The following is a 22,365-nucleotide window of genomic DNA, read 5'->3' on the forward strand; positions in this document are numbered from 1 at the left end:
CCAGATTATCGTTGGCCAGCCTAGCTCCGGCGGCCGCCGAGTACCCTGGCCGGCAACATGACGATTGCGCGCAGCAGTTCGAACACGGCCTCGACGCCGATTCCGATCAGACGAAATGGCAACAACAGCAACCAGACCAGCGGATACAAGACCAGCGCGGCCACTGCGAGCGGCCAGCACAGGATCAGCAACAGGAGCCAGAGCAGGAAACCGAACATGGAAAGCCCTTTCTTTCAGTAGATGCGCGGACTTTAGCGAAGCGTAGCGGTTCCGGCAAACCTGGTACGACCAGCGGCCTGAAATCATGGTCCAAATGCGTCATTCAGGGGGCGAACGGTTCGGGCGTCGCCACCGACATATTGCGAATGATTCTCGTTTTCGATAAGATGGCGGGCGCGGCAACATTGCCGTGAGCCTGATTCGCGCGGAAACCACTCAATGAAGAAACTCGGACGCACCCTGCACCTGTGGCTTGGCCTCGTGTGTGGCAGCGTGTTCGTCATACTGGGCCTGACCGGTAGCGTGATCGCGTGGCTGCCCGAGCTGGACCGCATGCTCAACCCGGAGTTGCTGCAGGCGCCAGTCCAGCAGGGCGCGCGCATGGGCGATCCGCTGCGGGTGACGCCAAGCGCCGTCCAGGCCGTCTTCGACCGTCTGGAGGCCGATCCCGCGTACGGGCGCCCTTCCCAGCTGGCTTTCCCATCCTTTGCCGGTGACGTGTACGTGGCCACCTACCGCGTCCCGCAGGGCAAATCGCCGTTCGAGCTCGCGGTGTCGCGCCAGGTCATGCTCGACCCGGCCACGCTCGCCGTGCTGGGCGAACGCAACTGGGGCGAAACCGGCCTCAGCCGCCCTCTTCTCATGCCGACCCTGTTCCACCTGCACCGCTACATGGTCGCGGGCGAAGCGGGCAAGACTGTGGTGGGCGCGTGCGGGATCGTGATGGTGATCCTCGCGCTGACGGGGCTGATCCTCTGGTGGCCAAGGCCGACCTGGACGTCGATCAAGGCCGCGCTGACGGTGCGGTTCGGCGGCTCATGGCCAAAGCTCAACTACAGCCTGCACCGTGCGGCAGGCTTCTTCCTGGCGCCGGCGCTGCTGGTGCAGGGCTTTTCCGGCAGCTACATGAACCTGCCCGCGGTGATTGCGCCTGCCGTGAACGTGGTCGCGCCGGTCAGCAGCACGGCCAAGCTGAAGAACCGCGATCCTGGCGCCGGGCTGGCACTTGACGTGCACGCGGCACTGGAGCGTGCGCAGGCGGTGTTTCCGGATGCGCGCACCTCGCGCATCGTGATTCCGAAGCCGGGCGTGCCGTACGAGATCCGCGTGCGCCAGGAGGGCGAGATCCGCCACGACGACGGCGCCACGCGCATCACCATCGATTCGGCCAGCGGCCAGGTCCTGCGCGTGGTCGATCCGCTCGCCGGCCCGCGCGGCGATGTGCTGCTGTCCTGGATGTTCCCCCTGCATACCGGGGACGCATTCGGCATCGCCGGCCGCATCTTCATCACGCTGTTCGGATTGACGCCGCTGGCGTTCATGGTGACGGGCGTTGCAGTCTGGCTCAAGCAGCGCCGCAGCAAGCACGTTGTGCGCAACAGGATGGCAGCGGCCGCCGCGGCAGCTGCCGCCTAGGCTCCGCAGCCAGTTTCGCGGCGTCGCTCAGGCAGCGGCGGAGGCGCGTTGCAGGCCCGCTGCAATGGCGTCGTGCATCACTTCGACGCGCAGCGAGGCTTCCAGCGATGGGATCGAGCCGCCCGCACGGTACGAGAACGACACCGCCAGTACGTCGCCGGCGTGCACATTGACCGGCTCCGCGAGCGGCAGCGTCATGTAGTGGTTCAGCCAGTCGATCGTGCTCGATTCTTCCGGCACGACCGCTAGCACGTTCTTGGTAATGAAGCGCAGCGCGTTGAGCATGCCCGACTTCTCGGCCAGGAACAGTCCTTCCCATGCAATCTGCATGTCGTTCGGCTGGGTAAAGTCGATGATGCTGTAGACCTGCGGGACCGCCAGTTCGACCGTGCCCGGATACGTGACGCTGGTCGGCTGGAACTGCACGATCGGCGCGTAGTAGCCTTCAAAATCGTAGTCCTGCTGCAGCGGCTGCACCGCCATGATCACCGCCTCCGGCAGGAACACGGGCAGCGGGCCGCCGAACCTGGCCGCATAGCGGCGCTTGAACGACTCGATCACCTCGACCTGCTTCTCGCGCAGCATGGCCACGTGGATCATCTCGCAGATGACGACGTCCACCGGCTCCGGCGGCAGGTATTCGAAGGCGTCCGCATGCACGACCTCGACGCGGTGGCCGTTATGGTTGCGGGCCAGCAGCCGGCGCGCCTCGGTCACCATGTCCGGATTGAACTCGACGCAATACACCTTGGACGCCTGCTGCGCCGCGAAGAACGACAGCACGCCAGTGCCTCCGCCCAGTTCCAGCACCTTCATGCCCGGCTTGACGGCGTAGTGGATCGCCGACCGGAACCCGTGCATGCGGTTCTGGTCCATCAGCATGTTGTGGTGGTAGTGCGCCGGGATGAATTGTCCCAGGTAGCAGCTCTCGATTTCGCGTTCGTTCAGCATCGTGTCCTTTTGTACCGCGCAAATGCGGTAGCGTGGACGCCATTATGCGCAGGCGACTAACGCGGCAATGGACGGAGCTGGGCGGCTTTTGCTGCCCAATTTGCTACTTCGACGATGCGCCGGGCGCCGGATTGGAAGCCATGTGGGCGGCGATATCCCTGACAATGCCGCGCTTGTCGGCCAGTTCGGCGATGCGCAGTGCCGTGCGGCGGTGGTCGTCCAGGAGATACGCGTTGGCGCCGCGTTCCAGCAGCAGGCGCACCACGGCCTCCTGTCCTTCCTGGGCCGCCATCATTAAGGACGTGGTGCCGTTGGGCGCCCGCGCGTCGATGTCGGCCTGGCGGTCCAGCAGGAGCGAAGCGATACCGGCATCGCCTCCGGCCGCTGCATAGTGCAGCGGCGTCCAGCCCGTGCGCCTGACGGCCGCGCCACGCTCGATCAGGTCCAGCACGGCCTGGCGCTTGCCCTTGAAGGCCGCCATCATCAGCGCCGTGTTGCCATTGGCGGCTGGCTGGTCGACACGGACCGCCGGATGCCTGAGCAGAATGCCGAAGGTGCGCATCGAGTCCTCGCGCAACGCGACGATCAGGCCGTTCTCGCCGCGTGCTGGCTCCGTCATGTTCAGGTCGATGTTCCCGGCGATCAGGCGCTGGAGCGTGCGCTCGTCGTCGACCTTGACCGCCCGGAAGAAGTCGCCCTGCGGGTCGGCCTGCGCGGCCAATGGCAGCGCGAGCGCGGCGGCAAGCAGGATGCGGGCGGCGATCTTCATCGGGAGGGCCTCGTCAGGCGGGAACGTTGAACAGCGTGCGGAAGTTATCGCTGGTCTGGCGCGCGACCTGCTCCAGCGGCACATCCTTGAGCGTGGCGATGTACTCGGCCACGTGGCGCACGTAGCCCGGCTCGTTCATCTTGCCGCGGAACGGCACCGGGGCCAGGTATGGGGAATCGGTCTCGATCAGCATGCGCTCCAGCGGCACTTCGCGCGCCACGGCCTGCAGCTCCTTTGCGCTCTTGAAGGTGACGATGCCGGAAAAGGAGATGTAGAAGCCCATCGCCAGCGCTGCCTGCGCGACCTCCAGCGACTCGGTGAAGCAGTGCATCACGCCGGCGACGCCGCCCTTGTCCGTGCCTGCGCCCTCTTCTTCCATGATGCGCAGCGTGTCGGCGCTGGCCGAACGGGTGTGGATGATCAGCGGCTTGCGCGTCTCGCGCGACGCGCGGATGTGGACGCGGAAGCGTTCGCGCTGCCATTCGAGGTCGCCTTCCAGCCGGTAGTAGTCCAGGCCCGTCTCGCCGATCGCGAGGATCCTGGGATGCTGGGCAAGCTGCACCAGCTGTTCAACGCTGGGCTCCGGCGTGTCTTCATAGTCCGGATGGACGCCGACCGATGCGTAGATATTGGGGTACTGTTCGGCCAGCGCGAGCACCTGCGGAAAGTCCGGCAGGTCCACCGAGACGCACAGGGCGTGCGTGACCTTGTTTTCTTCCATTTTCGCGAGGATGGCGGGCATGCGCTCGGCCAGCTCGGGGAAGTTGATGTGGCAGTGGGAATCGATGTACATCCCGCGATTGTACCGCGTTGGGGACTGTCCCTATGGGACGGTCTCCGAACCTACCCGACGCGCTTGCCGAGGATGACGAGGTCGCGCTCGATCCCGTCCAGGTTCGCCACGCGCGGCAGGTTCGCCCACATTGCAAAGCCGAACTTCTCGAACAGGCCCAGGCTGGGGATGTTATGCCCGAAGATGAAGCCGAGCAGCGTGTGTACGCCGGCCTGCGGCGCGTACTTGATCGCTTCGGCCACGCAGAACTGGCCGATGCCCTTGCCGCGCCACTTCTCGGCCAGGTAGATCGACAGTTCGGCCGTGCCGCTGTACGCCGGGCGGCCGTAGAAGTTCGAGTACGACATCCAGCCCACGATCTCCGGCTCGGCGGCATCGTCGTCCGCGCGGTGCACCACCCAGAGCGGACGGCGCGCAGGATCGTGGTCGGCGAACCACTTGTGGCGCGACTCGACCGACACCGGTTCGGTATCGGCGGTCACTTCGCGCGACGCGACGGTCGAATTGTAGATGGCGACGATGGCCGGCAGGTCTTCGAAACGGGCGATGCGCAGAACGTACATGATGGTCTTAAAGCGTATGGGTAGCGCGCGACGACCGCAGCGCGGCGCCGAGGATCTCTTCGATGCGCGCCCGGGCGCGCTGGCCGCTCTCGTCGGCGGGGAAATGCACGCCGATTCCCTGCGCCTTGTTGTTGTTGGCGCCGGCCGGGGTGATCCATGCAACCTTGCCCGCGATCGGATACTTGTTCGGGTCGTCCATGAGCGTGAGGATCAGGTAGATCTCGTCGCCCAGCTTGTAGGCCTTCTGGGTCGGCACGAACATCCCGCCATTGGCGAGGAAAGGCATGTAGGCGGCGTACAGCGCGGCCTTCTCCTTGATGGCAAGCGAGAGCACCGAGGGGCGCGCAACCTGCGCAGCGTTCGGATCTTGCGGATTGCCGGTCATTGCGGTCCTTTCAGGTACAGCATGCAGCGTAGTCAAGCAGCATCTCCTCGACGAATAACTTGGGCGACAGCGGATGGTCAGCGATCGCGCGCCGCTCGTTCGCCGATTTCAGCGCGCGCATCAGGCCTTCAGTGTGCACGCGCCCGGCCAGCGCGGCAAGCTCCTTGCCGTAGCGGGGATAATAGCGCACCTTGCCGCTCATCTTGACCGAAAACGCGTCGTACAGCCAGCGCTGCTGCCACGATACCAGCGCGGACAGCGGCGTCTTGCTGAGTTTTTCGGCAGTGCGGATCGCGCCTTCGACGCTCGGATTGGCCAGCAGCTGGAGCAGCGTGTCCATGTCCTCGCGGCTTCCGGACGCGGACGCCTCCAGTGCCGCCAGGGGCGCGCCGCCCTGCTCGCGCAGCCAGCCGTCCGCATCGGCCAGGCCCTGTTCCTTCAGCCAGGCCAGCGCCTCCTGGTGCGCGGGCAACGGAAGGGCGAACTTGCGGCAGCGCGACAGGATGGTGGGCAGCAGGCGGTCAAGCCCGTGGGACGCGAGCAGGAACACGGTGCCCGGCGGCGGCTCTTCCAGCGTCTTGAGCAGCGCGTTCGAGGCAGGTGTGTTGAGCGCTTCGGCGGGGTACAGCACCACCACGCGCAGGCCGCGCCGGTGGGTCGATATATTCATGAAATCGGCCAGCGCGCGGATCTGTTCGATCTTGATTTCCCTGGACGGCGCCTTGGCGGACTTGGCGGACTTCTTGGCAGGCTCCTCGCCGCCCTCATCCCCTTCCGGCTCGTCTTCCAGCGCTTCCGGGCGCACGCGCCGGTAGTCGGGATGACTGCCCTGCGCGAACCAGCCGCAGGATGCGCAGCTACCGCAGGCCTGGCCGTCCGGCTGCACCGCCTCGCACAGCAGCGACTGCGCGAACGCTTCGATGAATCCGGACTTGCCGATGCCCTGCGGACCGTGGAACAGGATCGCGTGCGGCATGCGCCCGCGCATGGCGTTCAGCTGCTCCCAGCTATCGCGCTGCCACGGATAATAAGAAGTCGTCATCGGATGATTATGAATTAAAACAGTAGCTTGCGCGTCATTCTTGAAGTAACTTATTTAAAGTAACTTATCGGCTCAGCAGCTTGTCCAGGATCGAGGTCAGCTGGACCTGGATCGTGGCGATCGGCTGGGTCGAGTCGATGATCACGATGCGTTCCGGATGTTCGGCCGCGCGCGCCAGGTAGCCTTGCCGGGTCGCGTTGAAGAAGTCGGCCTGCTCGCGCTCGAACTTGTCGAGCGTGCGCGTCGCCTGCAGCCGCTCGCGTGCCACTTCGGTCGGCACGTCGAACAGCAGCGTCAGGTCCGGCTGCAGGTGCGGGTGCACCCACTGCTCCAGCGCTTCCAGCTTCGCCTTGGACAGCCCGCGCCCGCCGCCCTGGTAGGCGAAACTGGAATCGGTAAAGCGGTCCGAGACGACCCAGTCGCCGCGTTCCAGCGCCGGCTCGATCACCAGCGCCAGGTGCTCGCGGCGCGCGGCGAATACCAGCAGCGCCTCGGTTTCCAGGTGCATTTTCTGGTGGAGCACCATCTCGCGCAGCGTTTCGGATAGCGGCGTGCCGCCCGGCTCGCGGGTCGACACGACCGCCTTGCCATGCTGTTTCAGGTAGTCGACCGCGAACGCGATGTGGGTCGACTTGCCGGCGCCGTCAATGCCTTCGAAGGTGACGAACCTGCCGCGCGCGCTCATGGCGCACTCGCGCGCTGGTACTGGTTGACGGCCTTGTTGTGATCGCTCAGGTTGCCGGAGAAATGGCTGGTGCCGTCGCCGCGCGAGACGAAATACAGCGCGTCGGTACGGGCCGGCGACAGCGCCGCCGCCAGCGACTGCACGCCCGGCAGCGCGATCGGCGTCGGCGGCAGGCCGGCGCGCATATAGGTGTTGTACGGCGTGTCCGTCTGCAGGTCCTTCTTGCGGATGTCGCCATCGAAGCGCTCGCCAATGCCGTAGATGACGGCCGGATCGGTCTGCAGCATCATGCCCATCTTCAGGCGGTTGACGAATACGCCGGCGATCATGCCGCGTTCGGCCTTGCTGCCGGTTTCCTTTTCAATGATGGACGCCATGATCAGCGCATCGTAAGGCGTCTTGTACGGCAGGCCCGGATCGCGCTTTTCCCATGCCGCGTTCAGGTGGCTCATCATCATCGCATGCGCCTGCTTATACACCTGCAGGTCGCTCGCACCCTTGGCGAACAGGTAGGTATCGGGGAAGAACAGCCCTTCCGGCTGCTTGTACTGCGGGGCGATCCTGGCCATCAGTTCCGAATCCGACAGGCTCTTGGTGTCGTGGCGCAGCGCCGGGGTGGCCTCAATCGCCGCGCGCATCTGGCGGAAGGTCCAGCCTTCGATGATGCGCACCGACTCCTGCGCGAATTCGCCGCGCACCAGCTGGTCCAGCAGGTCCATCGGCGACGCGCCCGGCTTCAGCTCGTAAGCGCCGGCCTTGATGTTGCCGCTCTTGCGCGTGACGCGGCCCAGCAGCGACAGCATCTGCGGGTCGACCGGCACGCCGGCCGCCGCGATCTGGCGCATCGCACCCACGCCGCTGCTGCCCGGTTCGATCGTGAAGGGGATCGGCTCACCGGCCTGGGTGATCGGCTTGCTGGCCCAGTACCCGAACCACGATGCGGCGGCCAGGGTCAATACGGTGACGACAAAAAGCAGTTTCTTGATCAAGGTTGTTCTCGTTCCATTTTTTGAACCGCCAACGGCGCGAATTGCTCGACATCTCTATAATGAGCCCGTAATGATAATGCTTCCGATGGCTCATCACTGGATTTTATGAATTCCTGGCACCAATTTCTAGCGTCCGAAGGCGCGACCGCCCTCTCTCCCGCCCGCATGGCGGACGGATTTGCCGCTTCCCTCACGGATCTCGGCGTGATTTCGGTCACCGGCGAGGATGCCGCCACCTTCCTGCACAGCCAGTTGACCAACGATGTGCAGCATCTTACCCCCGCCGAAGCGCGTCTGGCAGGCTATTGTTCGCCGAAGGGGCGGCTGATGGCCACCTTCCTCATGTGGCGCAATGCCGAGTCGGTCTTCCTGCAGCTGCCTCGCGAACTGCAGCCGGCGCTCCAGAAGCGCCTGTCCATGTTCGTACTGCGCGCCAAAGCCAAGCTGTCCGACGCCACGCCGGAGGCCACCATCGGCTTTGGCGGCGCGCGCGCCCCGGCCGTACTGGAAAGCCTGTTCGGCACCCTTCCGCCTGCGCCGAACACGAAGATCGACCATCCGCTGGGCACCCTGATCCGCTTGCCGGACGGCTTCGGCGCGCCGCGCTACATGTGGCTGGCCGCGCCGGGCGCCGGCGAGCAGGCCTGGCCCGCGCTGTCGCAGCTGGCCCTCGGCGGCGCCGACAGCTGGCAGCTGGCGGCGATCCACGCCGGCGTGCCGCAGGTGACCGCGCGCACGCAGGAACAATTCGTCCCGCAAATGGTCAATCTTGAACTGCTGGGCGGCGTCAATTTTAAGAAGGGCTGCTATCCGGGGCAGGAGATCGTTGCACGCAGCCAGTACCTGGGCAAGCTGAAACGGCGCACCGCGCTGGCCAGCATAGCCGGCCAGGCGCAGGCGGGCGACGAAGTCTTCTCGCTGGTCGACCCGGGCCAGCCCTGCGGCATGGTAGTCAACGCGGCATCGAACGGCAATGGCGGCGTCGACGCCCTGGTCGAAATGAAGCTGGGCGCACTGGACGACGACGTGCGCTTGGGCTCGGCCGACGGTCCCCGTGTGGACTTCCTGCCCATGCCCTACCCGCTCGACGCACTGGAAGTATGAACGACCTGTATATCTACTACCGCGTGCGCCCTGCCAATGCGCAGGCGCTCGCGCCACTGGTGCGCGGCATGCAGGCCGCGCTCGGATCGGGCCAGCTCAAGCGGCGGCCTGGCGAAAAGGACGGGCTGCAGACGTGGATGGAAGTCTATCCGTCCGCCGGCCCCGACTTTCCCGTGCGGCTCGCGGCCGCAGCGTCTGATGCGGGCCTTGCCCGCTACATCGAAGGCGAACGCCACACCGAAGTATTTACGGACCTGATGTAAATGTGCCTGATTGTCTTTGCCTGGCAGGTGCTGCCGGGCGTCCCGCTGATTGCCGCGGCCAACCGTGACGAATTCTACGACCGTCCCGCCACCCAGGCAGCGCCCTGGCCGGAGAATCCGCGCATTTTCGGCGGCCGCGACCTGCAGGGCGGCGGCACCTGGATGGGCATCACCAAGGACGGCCCAAACGGCTCGCGCTTCGCCGCCATCACCAACGTGCGTGCACCGCAGGACTACCGCGGCGACGCGCCCACGCGCGGCGCGCTGGTCGCCGACTACCTTGGCGGGGAACTGGGCGCTGCCGATTTCATCGACAGCATCCGCGACGGTGCCGGTGCCTATAACGGCTTTAACCTCGTGATCGGCGACAAGGACAGCCTGTTCTGGTTTTCCAACCGCGCCGACGGCGACCCGCGCAACGGCAAGCCCCTCGAACCCGGCATCTACGGCATCTCGAACGGCCTGCTGGATGACCCGTGGCCGAAAGTCGTGCGCACCAAGGCGCAATTCGCGAGCCTGCTGTGCCAGGGCGCGCCCGAGGAAGCCTACTTCGAAATGCTGGCCGACACCACGCGCGCGCCCGACCGCCGCCTGCCGGAAACGGGCGTCCCGATCGACCTGGAACGCTCGCTGTCGGCCGTCTGCATCGAAACGCCGGGCTACGGCACCCGCACGTCCACCGTCGTCACCTTGCGCGCCGACGCGCCCGCGACCCTGAACGAACGACTGCTGCGCTGATACCGCTCACATAACCCGGGGGGGTATCCGGTTTCGGGGGCAGCGGCCGAAAAATCGAGGGGGGTATATCGGGACAGGCACCCTGGGGCGGCATACCCCCCTGCAAACAGCGCTGCTATGCCATCCGCACGAGCTGTTTGCCGAAGTTGCGGCCCTGTAGCAGGCCGATGAAGGCTTCCGGCGCTGCAGCCAAGCCTTCCGCGATCGTCTCGCGGTACTTTAGCTGGCCGGAAGCGACCAGGTCGGCCAGTTCCTCCAGCGCCTGCGGCCACACTTCCATGTGTTCGGTGATGATGAAGCCGCGCATCGACAGCCGGTTGACCAGCACGGAGCCGATGTTGTTGATGGGGACCGGCTTGCCGCCGTAGCCCGAGATCATGCCGCACAAGGCGATGCGGCCAAACGCGTTCATGCGCGCCAGCGCCGCGTCGAACACTTCGCCGCCTACGTTTTCAAACAGGCCGTCGATGCCATCGGGCGTCGCAACCGCCAGGTCTTCGGCCACTTTGCCGAGCTTGTAGTCGACACAGGCATCGAAGCCCAGCTCATCTACCACGTATGCGCACTTCTCCGGTCCGCCCGCGATGCCGACGGCCCGGCAACCATTGAGCCGGGCAAGCTGCCCGACCACGCCGCCCACGGCGCCGCTCGCCGCCGACACCACCACCGTATCGCCCGGCTTCGGCAGGATGATCTGGTTCAGCCCATACCATGCGGTCACGCCGGGCATGCCGAGCACGCCGAGATAGGCCGACAGCGGCGCGCTGGCGGCGTCCACCTTGCGCAGGTGCGCGCCGTCCGCCACGCCCATCTCCGCCCAGCCCAGCATGCCGGTCACGGCGTCGCCGGGCGCAAAGCGCGGATGGCGCGAATCGACCACCTCGCCGGCCGTCGCGCCGATCATCGTCTCGTCCAGCGCCTGCGATGCGGCGTAGCTCTTCGAGGCACTCATCCTGCCGCGCATATAGGGATCGAGCGAGAGGTAGCGGTTGCGCACCAGCACCTCGCCCTCGCGCAGTTCTGGAACCGGCACCGACTCCATGCGGAAGTTGTCCGGCGTGACCGCACCGCGAGGACGCGATGCCAGCACGATGCGCGAATAGTTGCCACTCATTGCTCTATACCTCGTAATCCATGCACTGCCGCGCTTCGCGCACGGCGCCGATGAACGGCTTGACCGCGACGTGGTCCGGATGGTCGGCATACGCGTCCAGCGCGGCCTTGTCCGCGAACTCGGAGTACAGCACCACGTCGTACGTTGCTTCCAGCCCCGGCTGCGCGAGGGCGACCTCGAACCGGAGGGTGCCCGGCACCAGATTCGCGCAGGTGTCCAGCATTTCCTTCATTTTTTTCGCGTTGGCGGCCTTGTCCTGCCCTTCCGCGAAGTCCTTCAGCTTCCACATGACAATGTGCTTGATCATCCGTTCCTCTTTGCTTGATTAAACCACTTCGAACAGGCCGGCGGCGCCCTGTCCGCCGCCGATGCACATGGTCACGACCACGTACTTCACGCCGCGCCGCTTGCCCTCGATGAGCGCGTGGCCCACCAGGCGCGCGCCGGAGACGCCGTACGGATGGCCTACCGCGATCGCGCCGCCGTTCACGTTCAGGCGGTCCATCGGAATGCCCAGCCGGTCTGCGCAATACAGCACCTGCACCGCGAACGCCTCGTTCAGTTCCCACAGGCCGATGTCGGCCACGGTCAGGCCCGCGCGCGACAGCAGCCGGGGCACGGCGAACACGGGACCGATGCCCATCTCGTCCGGCTCGCAGCCGGCCACCGCGAAGCCGCGGAACACGCCAAGCGGCTGCAAGCCGCGTGCCTGCGCCTCGCGCGCGCTCATCACGATGGAAACCGATGCGCCGTCCGAGAACTGGCTCGCATTCCCCGCCGTAATCACGCCGCCCGGCAGCGCGGTACGGATCTTCGAGACGCCTTCCAGCGTGGTATCGGCGCGGATGCCTTCGTCCGCCGCAATTGTCACTTCGCGCGTAGTCAGCATGCCGGACTCCTTGTCCGCCACGCCCATCACGGTGGTCATCGGCACGATCTCGTCGTCGAACTTGCCGGCCGACTGCGCGAATGCCGCGCGCTGCTGGCTCTGCACGCCGTATTCGTCCTGGCGGTCCTTGCCGATGTTGTAGCGCTTGGCGACCGTCTCGGCAGTCTGCAGCATCGGCCAGTAGATCGACGGTTTGTGCTCGCTGAGCCAGGTCTCCTTGTACATGTGCATGTTCATCTCCTGCTGCACGCAGGAGATCGACTCGACGCCGCCGGCCGCATAGATCTCGCCTTCGCCCGCCATGATGCGCTGCGCCGCCAGCGCGATCGTCTGCAGCCCGCTCGAGCAGAAGCGGTTGACCGTCATGCCGGCGGTGGTGACCGGACAGCCGGCGCGCAGCGCGATCTGGCGCGCGATATTGCCGCCGGTGGCCCCTTCCGGGTTGGCGCAGCCGATCAGCACGTCCTCGACCTCGCCCGGCTCGATGCCGGCGCGCGCGATCGCCGCCGCCAGCACATGCCCGCCCATGGTGGCGCCGTGCGTCATGTTGAACGCGCCCTTCCAGGACTTTGCCAGGCCCGTGCGGGCCGTCGAAACGATGACTGCGTCAACCATGTTGCCTCCTTGTGTCAGAAGCTGGCCAGAATAGCACAATAGAACGGTCGTTCGCAGACCCCGAAATGGGGACAGACCCCATTTTCGAAATGGGGTCTGTCCCCATTATTTGTAAGTTTGGTGTCAGTTTGAAGCAAGCATGACGTAAGTTTGAACCCCCACACTCCGTGACAGTCGAACAAGATCGGCTATCCGCTAACCGGATTTTTAAAACAACGGAGACAATCATGGCTAACACGAGCACGGCCGGCATGGGTGGAGTCAGCACCCCGTCGAGCGCGATGACCAAGGAGGAGCGCAAGGTCATCTTCGCTTCCTCGCTGGGTACCGTTTTTGAATGGTACGACTTCTATCTGTACGGCGCACTGGCCGTTACCATCGGCAAGCACTTCTTCCTGGGCGACCCGACCACCAGTTTCATCTTCGCACTGCTGACCTTCGCAGCCGGCTTCATCGTCCGTCCGTTCGGTGCGCTGGTGTTCGGCCGCCTTGGCGACCTGATCGGCCGCAAATACACCTTCCTGGTGACGATCCTTATCATGGGCGCATCGACCTTCCTGGTCGGCTTGCTGCCGGGCTATGCCACCATCGGCATCGCGGCGCCGATCCTGCTGGTGACCATGCGCGTGCTGCAGGGCCTGGCACTGGGCGGTGAATATGGCGGCGCGGCAACCTACGTGGCCGAACATGCGCCGCACGGCAAGCGCGGCCTGTTCACCTCCTTCATCCAGACCACCGCGACGCTCGGCCTGTTCCTATCGCTGCTGGTGATCCTGGGCGTGCGCAAGTCGATGTCGCCGGAAGACTTCGACGCTTGGGGCTGGCGCATTCCGTTCCTGGTGTCCGTCCTGCTGCTGGCCGTGTCGGTCTGGATCCGGATGTCGATGAACGAGTCCCCCGCCTTCGTCAAGATGAAGTCCGAGGGCAAGCTGTCCAAGGCGCCGCTGTCGGAAGCCTTCCTCAAGCCGAAGAACGCCAAGATCGTGTTCCTGGCGCTGGTCGGCCTGACGATGGGCCAGGCGGTGGTGTGGTACACGGGCCAGTTCTACGCGCTGTACTTCCTGACGCAGACCCTGAAGATCGACGCGGCCACCGCGCAGGTCCTCACCGCCATTGCGCTGCTGCTGGCGACTCCGTTCTTCCTGGTGTTCGGCGCGCTGTCGGACAAGATCGGCCGCAAGCCCATCATCCTGGGCGGCTGCGTGATCGCGGCGGCGACCTACTTCCCGATCTTCAGCGCTATCACCCACTACGGCAATCCGCAACTGGAACAGGCAATCCGCAGCTCCCCGGTGACCGTGATCGCCGATCCGGACACTTGCCACTTCCAGTTCAACGCGACCGGCACGGCCAAGTTTCCGGGTTCGTGCGACATGGCCACCAGCATGCTGGCCGCCGCATCGGTCAGCTACACCATCCAGCCGGCGCCTGCCGGGACGGTGGCGCAGGTGAAGGTGGGCGACAAGGTGTTCCAGTCGTTTAACGCGACCATGACGCCGGACGGCTACGACTTCGACGCAGCGTCCAAGGCAAAGCAGGCCGCCCTGAAGAGCGAACTGGGCGCGGCGATTACCCAGGCGGGCTACCCTGCCAAGGCCGATCCGGAGCAGATCAACAAGCCGATGGTCGTGCTGCTGTTGTTTGTCCTGGTGCTGTACGTGACCATGGTGTACGGCCCGATCGCGGCGATGCTGGTCGAGATGTTCCCGACCCGGATCCGCTACAGCTCGATGTCCCTGCCCTACCACATCGGTAACGGCTGGTTCGGCGGCCTGCTGCCAACCATCAGCTTCTCGCTGGTGGCGATGAAGGGCGATATCTACTACGGCCTGTGGTATCCGATCGTGATCGCGCTGATCACGGCAGTGGTGGGCTTCCTGTTCGTCCGCGAGACGAAGGACAACGACATCTACGCGCACGACTAAAAGAATGGGGACGGTCCCCTGAAAGGACCGTCCCCGGCTTTTCCGCCAGTGCGGAAGTCAAGCGAGCATCAGTTCAGGGGGCGGTTCCCGTTGGGGACCGTCCCCGTCCCATTCATCCGTTGAAGGTCTTGCCCTCGGCAGCGAGTTTCACCAGCAGCGGCGCCGGTTTCCACGCCTCGGCGTGCGGGCCCACCGCATACTTCTCCATCGCCATCAGCACGTTCTGCAGGCCCACCGTATCGGCATAGAACATCGGACCGCCGCGGTACAGCGGGAATCCGTAGCCGGTCAGGTACACCATGTCGATGTCCGACGCCCTCAGCGCAATCCCCTCCTCCAGGATCTTTGCGCCTTCGTTCACCAGCGAGTACACCAGCCGTTCGACGATCTCCTGATCGCTGATCTTGCGGCGCTCGATGCCGAGGTCCGCCGAATGCTGCACGATCATCTGGTTCACCACGTCCGACGGATAGGCCTTGCGGTCGCCCGGCTTGTAGTCGTACCAGCCGGCGCCCGTCTTCTGGCCGAAGCGGCCCATCTCGCACAGCAGGTCGGCCGTCTTCGAGAACGTCACTTCCGGCGACTCCACTGCGCGCCGCTTGCGGATCGCCCAGCTGATGTCATTGCCGGCCATGTCGATCATGCGGAACGGTCCCATCGCAAAACCGAACTTCTCGATCGCCTTGTCCACCTGCTCCGGCGTCGCGCCTTCGTCGAGCAGGAAACCCGCCTGGCGGCTGTACTGCTCCAGCATGCGGTTGCCGATGAAGCCATCGCACACGCCCGAGACCACGCCGGTCTTCTTGAGCTTCTTGGCCAGCGCAAGCGCGGTAGCCAGCACGTCCTTGCCGGTCTGCTTGCCGCGCACGATCTCCAGCAGCTTCATCACGTTGGCGGGGCTGAAGAAATGCAGGCCGATGACGTCCTGCGGACGGCTGGTGAAGCTGGCGATGCGGTCCAGGTCCAGCGTGGAGGTGTTCGATGCGAGGATGGCGCCCGGCTTCATGGTCGCATCCAGCTGGCGGAATACCGCCTCCTTGACGTCCATGTCCTCGAACACGGCCTCGATCACGATGTCCGCATTGGCCGCGTCGGCGTACGACAGCGTGCCTTTAATCAGGGCGATGCGCTGGTCGAACTTCTCCTGCGTCAGCTTGCCCTTCTTGAGGGTGCTTTCGTAGTTCTTGCGGATCGTCGCCAGGCCGCGCTCCAGCGCTTCCTGCTTCGTCTCGACCAGCGTTACGGGAATGCCCGCGTTGGCAAAGGCCATCGCGATGCCCCCGCCCATCGTGCCGGCGCCGACGATCGCAGCGCTGGAGATAGTGCGCACCGGCGTATCGGACGGCACGTCCGGCACCTTGCCGGCGGCGCGCTCGGACACGAAGGCGTGGCGCAGCGACTTCGACTCCGGCGTCTGCATCAGGTGCAGGAAGCGCTGGCGCTCGAACTTCAGGCCGTCCTCGAATTTCATCGTCACCGATGCCGCGACCGTCTCCACGCACTCGATCGGCGCCGGGAACGCGCCCGCCATCGCCTTGACGGTATTGCGCGAGAACTGCAGGAAGGCCTCGTGGTTCGGATAGTCCACGCTGCGGTCGCGCACGCGCGGCAGCGGACGCACGTCCGCGACCTTGTTCGCGAAGGCGATGGCGGACGCCAGCAGGTCGGCGCCGGCCGGGAGCAGTTCGTCGAAGAGCGCGGTGCCGGCCAGCTTTTCCGACATCACCGGCGTGCCGGACACAATCATGTTCAGGGCCATCTCCAGCCCCACCACGCGCGGCATGCGCTGCGTGCCGCCAGCGCCGGGCAGCAGGCCAAGCTTCACTTCCGGCAGCGCGATCTGCGCGCCCGGCAGGCCAACGCGGTAGTGGCAGCCGAGCGCCAGTTCCAGGCCGCCGCCCATGCACACGGAATGAATCGCGGCGACCACCGGCTTGCTGCAGCCTTCGACCACATTGATCAGGGTGTGCAGGGTCGGCTCCGTCAGCGCCTTGGGCGAGTTGAATTCCTTGATGTCGGCGCCGCCGGAAAACGCCTTGCCCGCGCCGGTCAGGACGATCGCCTTGACCGCGTCGTCCGCCTGCGCGCGGCGGATGCCTTCGACTGCTGCGCTGCGGGTCGCAAGCCCCAGTCCGTTGACAGGAGGGTTGTTAAGGGTGATGACGGCGACGCTGCCCTGCACCTGGTATTCGGCGGTCATGCTGTTCCTCGTAGTGTTGAGATGGCAATCCCGTCACTATACCGCAGATAAAAGTACGACCGTCTTATTTGCGGACAGTTTCGATCGTTCCCCCTGCGCCTGGCAGTCCGGCAGGAACGCCTGGCAACGGATCGTTTTCCTTCCATTGCGCTATCAGTTTATCTGCCTGTGTCTTCTGCGCCGGCGTCGCCTCGGCGATCAGCTCGGCCTGCTTTTTCCTGGCAATGTCGATGCGCTTATCGTCGACCTTTCGCTGGATCGCCAGGCCGTAGTAGGTGTAGGCCATCAGCTTGTCGCGCGGCAGGCCGAGGCCCCGTTCGTACAGCGTCGCCAGGCTGTACATGGCCATGCCCAATCCGCCCGTGGCCGCCTGCCGGTAGCCCGCTACCGCCTTTTCCAGATCCTGGGGCGCGCCTGCTCCCCTCTCATACATGTCGGCGAGATTGTTAATGGCCGGGAGATAGCCCGCATCCGCAGCCGCCTTGTACCATTCGAGCGCTTTCGCGTGATCGGCCTTGCCGCCGAGCTCTCCCGTGCTGAGCAGGGCCAGCATGTACTTTGCGTGAACAGAGCCATTTTGCGCCGCTTTCAGGTACCACTCTCGTGCCTGGTCGATGTCCCGCTTGCCATCGGTCGCTCCAATGTACGTGTCTGCAATGAACTGTTGCGCCTCACGGCTTCCCATGTCGGAAGCTTTCCTCAGCAGGTCGAGCGCTGCTTTCTCGTCCTTCGCAACGCCAGCCCCGTTCCACAGGAGGATGCCCAGTTCGACCATCCCGCTCGGATTGCCGTTGTCTGCAGAACGCTTAGCCCAGACGTGGGCAAGGCCAGGGTCCCGGGGTTGCCCATTGCCCAACCGATAGATGGCCGCCAGGGCAGCCTGCGACTCCGGATTGCCGAGTTGCGCCGCCTGCCAGAAATGATGGAACGAACGCTGCTTGTCCTGCGCTACGCCGAGCTTGCCATAGGCGTACGCAACGCCGAGCACGTGCGACGCATGGTACTGTCCATGGCGAGCGGCTTTGCTGAGCCATTCCAGTGCCAGCTTCTCGTCTTTTGGACCGTAGTCGCCATTCATGGCCATGTAACCCAGATCGTTCATGGCATGCTCGACGCCCGCGCTGGCGGCCTTTTCCAGCCACTGCCTGGCCTCGCCCAGGTCCTTCGCGACGCCCTTTCCGCTGTAATACGCCACGCCCAGCCAATATTGACCGTAGGGCTGTTGCCGCTGCGCTGCTTTGCGGAAGAAAGCAATCGCGTCGCCATGCTTGCCGGCGTTCCACAGTTCAAGGCCAGCCTGGAGGTCGGCGTCACTCTGTTCAAGGTGCCACAGTTCCGCAAACGCGTGCGCATGGCGGTCGGAGCCAAGAAGGCCGTTCACCGGGTACCAGCGCAAGGCTTCGAGGCCGGCAGCCTTGTCGCCCCGCGCGAAGTGCCATTGCGCGACGTAGAGCCACGCATCGTTCAGTGCCGCAATGCGTTCGTCGCGATCCAGTACTTCTGCACGTCCGATCAGTTCAGCAGGCGTCATCTTGCCCAGTTGCATTGCTATGACAGGACGCGGCCATTGTTCCAGGTCCCCGGGTACCTGCTCCAGCAGGAACGAAGGGAATGGCACGCCGGCGCGCTGGTACAGCGCGAGCGCGTCCGCAATCTCCAGCGAATTCAGCTTCCCTTCCCTGATGCGGGCGTGGACGAATCGCTCCATGTTGGCGAGCGCCCCGGATCGGTCCCCGGCGTGCAATAGCGACCAGGCCTGCCGTGGCAAGAACATATGGTCATTTGGCAGGTTCCCTCCTGCGGCGAAACGCCGTGCAGCATCCTTGAAGTCGCCGGTCTTGAACGCGGCGACCGCATCGCACCGGGATTCCGCGACAATGCCGTCGGTGGGCAGCGAACCAATCAGGGACTTGCGCGACATACTCTTGCCAGGACTGTTGATGCTGACCGCATAGGCGCTGGTGGCGACGTTACAGTAGAAATCGCTACCCGCGTCCTCGCGCGCCGCCTTGTCCCTGGCGAGTTCATCCATCAGCGAACCCCAGCGGCCCGTTTCCAGGTCACGGAACAGCACGTTGCGCGCCGGCTCCTCGATCACGGTCGTCTCCTGCCTGCGCAGCGTCACCGGGTCGAACTCATTGAGCAGGGGGACTTTCGACTGCAGGTCCGGCAGCGACGCGGCCGGGACGTCATCGCTCTTGACCCGGTACTCGAGCGAATACGACAGGGTCCTGCCGCGGAACGATATCTCGTCGCGCGCGCTGAAATAAGGTGTGTCGACAATCGCGGCGACGGGCGGCTTGGGCGCTGAGCGGGTCAGCTCGGGCCAGATCACCTCCATCCGGTAGCGGCCATAGTACCTGCCATACGGGAGCGCGAACGGGAAGTTGCGAACCAGCTTGTCCGGAATCTGGAGCGTCGATTCCAGCACCTTGGTCCTGAAGGTGACAAAGGGCACGTTCTCGCGCATCTCCACCGGGCTTTTGAGGGTGAACCGGGATTGCAGCTCGTACGTGGCGCCATCGTCGCTGTCGATCAGCTGCGGGTTGCCTGCCAGTGCAAGGCCGCTGTACTGCTTCTCGTGGCCGGACAAGGCTTCCTTTTCCAGTTCGTTTTCGGACAGGGATGGGAACACACGGCGTGCCTGGCTCGCCATCCGTCCGCGGTAGATTGTCCGAACCTCCAGTTGCGCAGGTCCATCGAGGGACGGCAGCACGAGCTTCTCGATGCGTTCGAATCCCGGCTCCTCCGGGACAACGTCCGCGATCTCCAGCAATGCCTTGCTGTCCGGTGCGGCCACCAGGCCGACACCGCCGGGCAGCACTGCTGGCCGTTGGGCGATCGCGCCTTTCTCGCCTGTGCGGGTCGGATCGATCAGCCAGGTCTTGTCGCCCAGGGTGACGCGCACCACCGCGTGATCGAACCAGAGCGTCGAGGGCAGCAGGCGCGCCGGCACGCGCGGTCCCGACACATTGACCAGGACCGGCTCGGCCTTGATGCCCAGGCGCTTCAGCAAGGTGACGAGCAGATAGGCTTTGTCCTTGCAGTCGCCATAGCGGCGCTTGACGACCAGGTCGGGCGGTTGCGGACGGTGGGAGTTTTCGCCGATCGAGACGCTGAAATATCGAATCTCGTCCTGCACCCATTGAAGCGCAGCAGCGGCTTTTGCGGCGTCGCCGGATTCGCGCGCAAACTGGCGCACCAGGCCATCGAGAGCTGGCGACGCCGGCACCGCCGGGAATAGCGCGCTGGCCCAGCGCGCCACCTCGTTCCAATCCTTGTATTCCGTCGCGTGAAGGAATTGCGCCGGAAAATAATTTGCCGGTATCGACGGCTCCGAAGGGACTGCGTCGAGGTTCCTCGCTTCGAAGCGGGTCCGTTTCAGGGAACCGACGGTATCGACGGAGGGATCGATCGATTGAAGTTTGAAGTCGCTCACCTGGATCCAGTCGATAGCGCGTCCTTCCTCCTGTAACAAGGTGAGGCGCCGCAGCTCGATCGGCGTGCTGCGCTGGATGCTGAAGCGGTCCGTGAATTTATTTCCGAAGACCGGGTTCCGCCCCTCCTTGGTGTACGTCACCCACAGTGCATCGCCACGCTGGACGTCGTCCAGCAACAGCCGCATGGTAGTGGCCCCGCCATAGACGCCCTGGTTCGCTTCCGATTCCTGGTCCAGCAGCCGCAAGCTGGCGGAGGCGGTGCGGTCACTCACGCTGCCGTTCCGGATGATGGCCACCCTGTGCAGCAGCAGCCGTTGATAGGCCGGATAGTAGTCCACGCTGAACTGGCCAATCTCGGACAGGGCCGAGCGGTCGTTCGCCTGCACCACCTGGTTCACGAGATAGGCGTACTTTTTGCCGATATACGCCTGGGTTTCGGCCAGGCGGACGACCACTGCGTCCTTGCGGCTGGTTTCCGGCGCCTCGGCCAGGGGCTGTGCCCAGTGCGGCATCGGAGCGTTCCGAACGAAGGTGTCAGTACGTTGCGCTAGTGACGTGCTCGCCGGCGGCTGGGGCGCCGCATGCAGATTCGCGCAGATAAGGGATGACGATGCCAGGAGAGTCAGGACGAGGCGCATGGAAAACGGTTGCGGGAACCAAAAGTAGATATATGCCGATTCTAACGGCCTTTTCGGGATGCCAATCGAGTTCTCATCAATATGGTGTCTCGTCCTACACGAAACAATGTGCTGCGGTAGAATCAAATCAGCAACGAACTTACCTGGACAACCACTATCAAAGCCGAACAACTGAACCTGGCGAACGGGTTCGCGGAACTGCCGCCTGCCTTTTATACCCGCCTGATGCCCACCCCGCTGCCTGATCCCTACTTCGTAGCGGCCAGCGCGCGGGCGGCCGAACTGGTGGGCCTGTCGCCGGAACTGCTGCGCAACGAGGACTTCGTCGCCGCGTTCACCGGCAACGCCGTGCCGGAGGGCGCCAAGCCGCTGGCGGCCGTGTACTCGGGCCACCAGTTCGGCGTCTGGGCCGGCCAGTTGGGCGACGGCCGCGCGATCGTGCTGGGCAGCGTGCCATCGAAGACAGGCGGCCACCCGTTGGAACTGCAGCTGAAAGGCGCCGGCATGACGCCCTACTCGCGCCATGCCGATGGCCGCGCTGTGCTGCGCTCCTCCATCCGCGAGTTCCTGTGCTCGGAAGCGATGGCGGCGCTGGGCATCCCGACCACGCGCGCGCTGATGATCACCGGTTCGGACCGGCCGGTCATCCGCGAGACGATGGAAACCTCGGCGGTGGTGACGCGCATGGCGCCCAGCTTCGTGCGCTTCGGCTCCTTCGAGCACTGGTTCTACCGCAACCAGTTCGACGAATTGCGCGTGCTGGCCGACTATGTGATCGACAACTTCTATGCCGGGCTGCGCGAACACGCGAACCCGTACGCCGCGCTGCTCAGGGAAGTCACCCGCCGCACCGCGCACCTGGTGGCGCAATGGCAGGCGGTCGGCTTCATGCACGGCGTGCTCAATACCGACAATATGTCGATCCTCGGCCTCACGCTCGACTACGGCCCGTTCGGCTTCATGGAAGCGTTCGATTCGCGCCATATCTGCAACCACACCGACCAGCAGGGCCGCTATTCCTACGCCAACCAGCCGCAGATCGGCCACTGGAACTGCTACGCGCTCGGCCAGGCGCTACTGCCGCTGATCGGCTCCGTCGAGGAAACCGAGGCCGCCCTGGCCGACTACCAGGCCGAATTCGCGATGAAGATCGACCATCTGCTGCATGCAAAGATCGGCCTGGCCACCTTCGAGGATGGCGACCGCGAACTGATCGACGGCCTGTTCGCCGTCATGCAGAACAGCCACGTGGACTTTACCCAGTTCTTCCGCAAGCTGGGCAACCTGCAGGTGGAGCATCCTGAACACGACGAGCCGCTGCGCGACCTGATCCTGCACCGCGACGAGTTCGATGCCTGGGCGCTGCGCTACCGCGAGCGCCTGCGCCGCGAACAGAGCGTGGACGGCGCGCGCAAGGCCGCGATGGACAGGGTCAACCCCAAGTACGTGCTGCGCAACTACCTGGCCCAAGTGGCGATCGAGAAGGCGCAGCGCAAGGACTTCTCGGAAGTCGAAAAGCTGCTCGCGGTGCTGGAAAACCCCTTCGACGAACAGCCGGAAAACGAGCAGTACGCCGCGCTGCCGCCGGACTGGGCGAGCGAACTTGAAGTCAGCTGTTCTTCGTAAG

At 64.8% G+C, this 22,365-nt stretch carries 20 protein-coding genes; 6 read left to right on the forward strand and 14 right to left on the reverse strand.

Annotated elements, in window-relative coordinates:
* Positions 1-20 precede the first annotated feature (20 nt).
* The gene (locus tag ACFSQR_RS15555; protein ID WP_377730868.1) at positions 21-218 is read right to left on the reverse strand and encodes a hypothetical protein; all 198 of its coding nucleotides are present in this window, start codon (positions 216-218) and stop codon (positions 21-23) included.
* Positions 219-438: 220 nt separating this feature from the next.
* On the opposite strand from ACFSQR_RS15555, the gene ACFSQR_RS15560 reads away from it, so the two are divergent.
* Entirely contained in the window at positions 439-1,635 is a 1,197-nt protein-coding gene (locus ACFSQR_RS15560; protein ID WP_377730869.1) for a PepSY-associated TM helix domain-containing protein, read from the forward strand.
* Between the two features lie 27 nt (positions 1,636-1,662).
* Here ACFSQR_RS15560 and ACFSQR_RS15565 read toward each other — a convergent pair whose 3' ends face one another.
* The 8 genes from ACFSQR_RS15565 to mltG all read right to left on the reverse strand — a co-directional run bounded on the left by ACFSQR_RS15565 (position 1,663) and on the right by mltG (position 7,809).
* Positions 1,663-2,586, reverse strand: coding sequence for a methyltransferase domain-containing protein (locus ACFSQR_RS15565; RefSeq protein WP_377730870.1), 924 nt, complete (start codon positions 2,584-2,586; stop codon positions 1,663-1,665).
* 103 nt (positions 2,587-2,689) lie between these two features.
* Positions 2,690-3,355, reverse strand: coding sequence for an ankyrin repeat domain-containing protein (locus tag ACFSQR_RS15570; RefSeq protein ID WP_377730871.1), 666 nt, complete (start codon positions 3,353-3,355; stop codon positions 2,690-2,692).
* Between the two features lie 13 nt (positions 3,356-3,368).
* Positions 3,369-4,148, reverse strand: coding sequence for a TatD family hydrolase (locus ACFSQR_RS15575; protein ID WP_377730872.1), 780 nt, complete (start codon positions 4,146-4,148; stop codon positions 3,369-3,371).
* Positions 4,149-4,198: 50 nt separating this feature from the next.
* Positions 4,199-4,711 (reverse strand): GNAT family N-acetyltransferase, encoded by a 513-nt coding sequence (locus ACFSQR_RS15580; RefSeq protein ID WP_377730873.1) that lies wholly within the window; start codon positions 4,709-4,711, stop codon positions 4,199-4,201.
* 7 nt (positions 4,712-4,718) lie between these two features.
* Complete coding sequence (locus tag ACFSQR_RS15585; protein ID WP_377730874.1) at positions 4,719-5,096, reverse strand: PilZ domain-containing protein; 378 nt, start codon at positions 5,094-5,096, stop codon at positions 4,719-4,721.
* Positions 5,097-5,106: 10 nt separating this feature from the next.
* Positions 5,107-6,138, reverse strand: coding sequence for a DNA polymerase III subunit delta' (locus ACFSQR_RS15590; RefSeq protein WP_377730875.1), 1,032 nt, complete (start codon positions 6,136-6,138; stop codon positions 5,107-5,109).
* A gap of 64 nt (positions 6,139-6,202) precedes the next feature.
* Positions 6,203-6,823 (reverse strand): dTMP kinase, encoded by a 621-nt coding sequence (gene tmk, locus ACFSQR_RS15595; RefSeq protein ID WP_377730876.1) that lies wholly within the window; start codon positions 6,821-6,823, stop codon positions 6,203-6,205.
* Complete coding sequence (mltG, locus tag ACFSQR_RS15600; RefSeq protein ID WP_377730909.1) at positions 6,820-7,809, reverse strand: endolytic transglycosylase MltG; 990 nt, start codon at positions 7,807-7,809, stop codon at positions 6,820-6,822. The genes tmk and mltG overlap by 4 nt, the downstream gene beginning before the upstream one ends.
* Before the next feature lie 108 nt (positions 7,810-7,917).
* Between mltG and ACFSQR_RS15605 the strand changes: the two genes are divergently transcribed.
* From ACFSQR_RS15605 to ACFSQR_RS15615, 3 genes are read left to right on the forward strand one after another with little or no spacing between them, the layout of a single operon-like run.
* On the forward strand, positions 7,918-8,916 hold the full coding sequence (locus ACFSQR_RS15605) for a YgfZ/GcvT domain-containing protein (protein WP_377730877.1): 999 nt from the start codon (positions 7,918-7,920) through the stop codon (positions 8,914-8,916).
* Positions 8,913-9,179 carry a DUF4936 family protein gene (locus ACFSQR_RS15610; RefSeq protein WP_377730878.1) on the forward strand — a complete coding sequence of 89 codons (267 nt, stop codon included), beginning with the start codon at positions 8,913-8,915 and terminating at the stop codon, positions 9,177-9,179. Before ACFSQR_RS15605 ends, ACFSQR_RS15610 begins: the two co-directional genes overlap by 4 nt.
* Entirely contained in the window at positions 9,180-9,917 is a 738-nt protein-coding gene (locus ACFSQR_RS15615) for an NRDE family protein (RefSeq protein WP_377730880.1), read from the forward strand.
* Between the two features lie 115 nt (positions 9,918-10,032).
* On the opposite strand, the gene ACFSQR_RS15620 is transcribed toward ACFSQR_RS15615, so the two are convergent.
* Genes ACFSQR_RS15620 through ACFSQR_RS15630 form a run of 3 tightly spaced genes read right to left on the reverse strand, consistent with a single transcriptional unit; the run spans position 10,033 to position 12,535 of the window.
* Complete coding sequence (locus ACFSQR_RS15620; protein ID WP_377730881.1) at positions 10,033-11,031, reverse strand: NADP-dependent oxidoreductase; 999 nt, start codon at positions 11,029-11,031, stop codon at positions 10,033-10,035.
* Positions 11,032-11,035: 4 nt separating this feature from the next.
* Entirely contained in the window at positions 11,036-11,338 is a 303-nt protein-coding gene (locus ACFSQR_RS15625; RefSeq protein WP_377730882.1) for a Dabb family protein, read from the reverse strand.
* 18 nt (positions 11,339-11,356) lie between these two features.
* Complete coding sequence (locus ACFSQR_RS15630; RefSeq protein ID WP_377730883.1) at positions 11,357-12,535, reverse strand: acetyl-CoA C-acyltransferase; 1,179 nt, start codon at positions 12,533-12,535, stop codon at positions 11,357-11,359.
* Positions 12,536-12,762: 227 nt separating this feature from the next.
* Between ACFSQR_RS15630 and ACFSQR_RS15635 the strand changes: the two genes are divergently transcribed.
* Positions 12,763-14,460, forward strand: coding sequence for an MFS transporter (locus ACFSQR_RS15635; protein ID WP_377730884.1), 1,698 nt, complete (start codon positions 12,763-12,765; stop codon positions 14,458-14,460).
* A gap of 112 nt (positions 14,461-14,572) precedes the next feature.
* Here ACFSQR_RS15635 and ACFSQR_RS15640 read toward each other — a convergent pair whose 3' ends face one another.
* Positions 14,573-16,660, reverse strand: coding sequence for a 3-hydroxyacyl-CoA dehydrogenase NAD-binding domain-containing protein (locus ACFSQR_RS15640; protein ID WP_377730885.1), 2,088 nt, complete (start codon positions 16,658-16,660; stop codon positions 14,573-14,575).
* Positions 16,661-16,724: 64 nt separating this feature from the next.
* Positions 16,725-20,612, reverse strand: a complete 3,888-nt coding sequence (locus tag ACFSQR_RS15645; RefSeq protein ID WP_377730886.1) for a DUF3857 domain-containing protein — start codon at positions 20,610-20,612, stop codon at positions 16,725-16,727.
* Positions 20,613-20,864: 252 nt separating this feature from the next.
* Between ACFSQR_RS15645 and ACFSQR_RS15650 the strand changes: the two genes are divergently transcribed.
* Complete coding sequence (locus tag ACFSQR_RS15650) at positions 20,865-22,364, forward strand: YdiU family protein (protein WP_377730910.1); 1,500 nt, start codon at positions 20,865-20,867, stop codon at positions 22,362-22,364.
* The last annotated feature ends 1 nt before the right edge of the window (position 22,365 follow it).

Source organism: Pseudoduganella sp. GCM10020061, from assembly GCF_042683405.1.
Classification (GTDB): Bacteria; Pseudomonadota; Gammaproteobacteria; order Burkholderiales; family Burkholderiaceae_D; genus Telluria.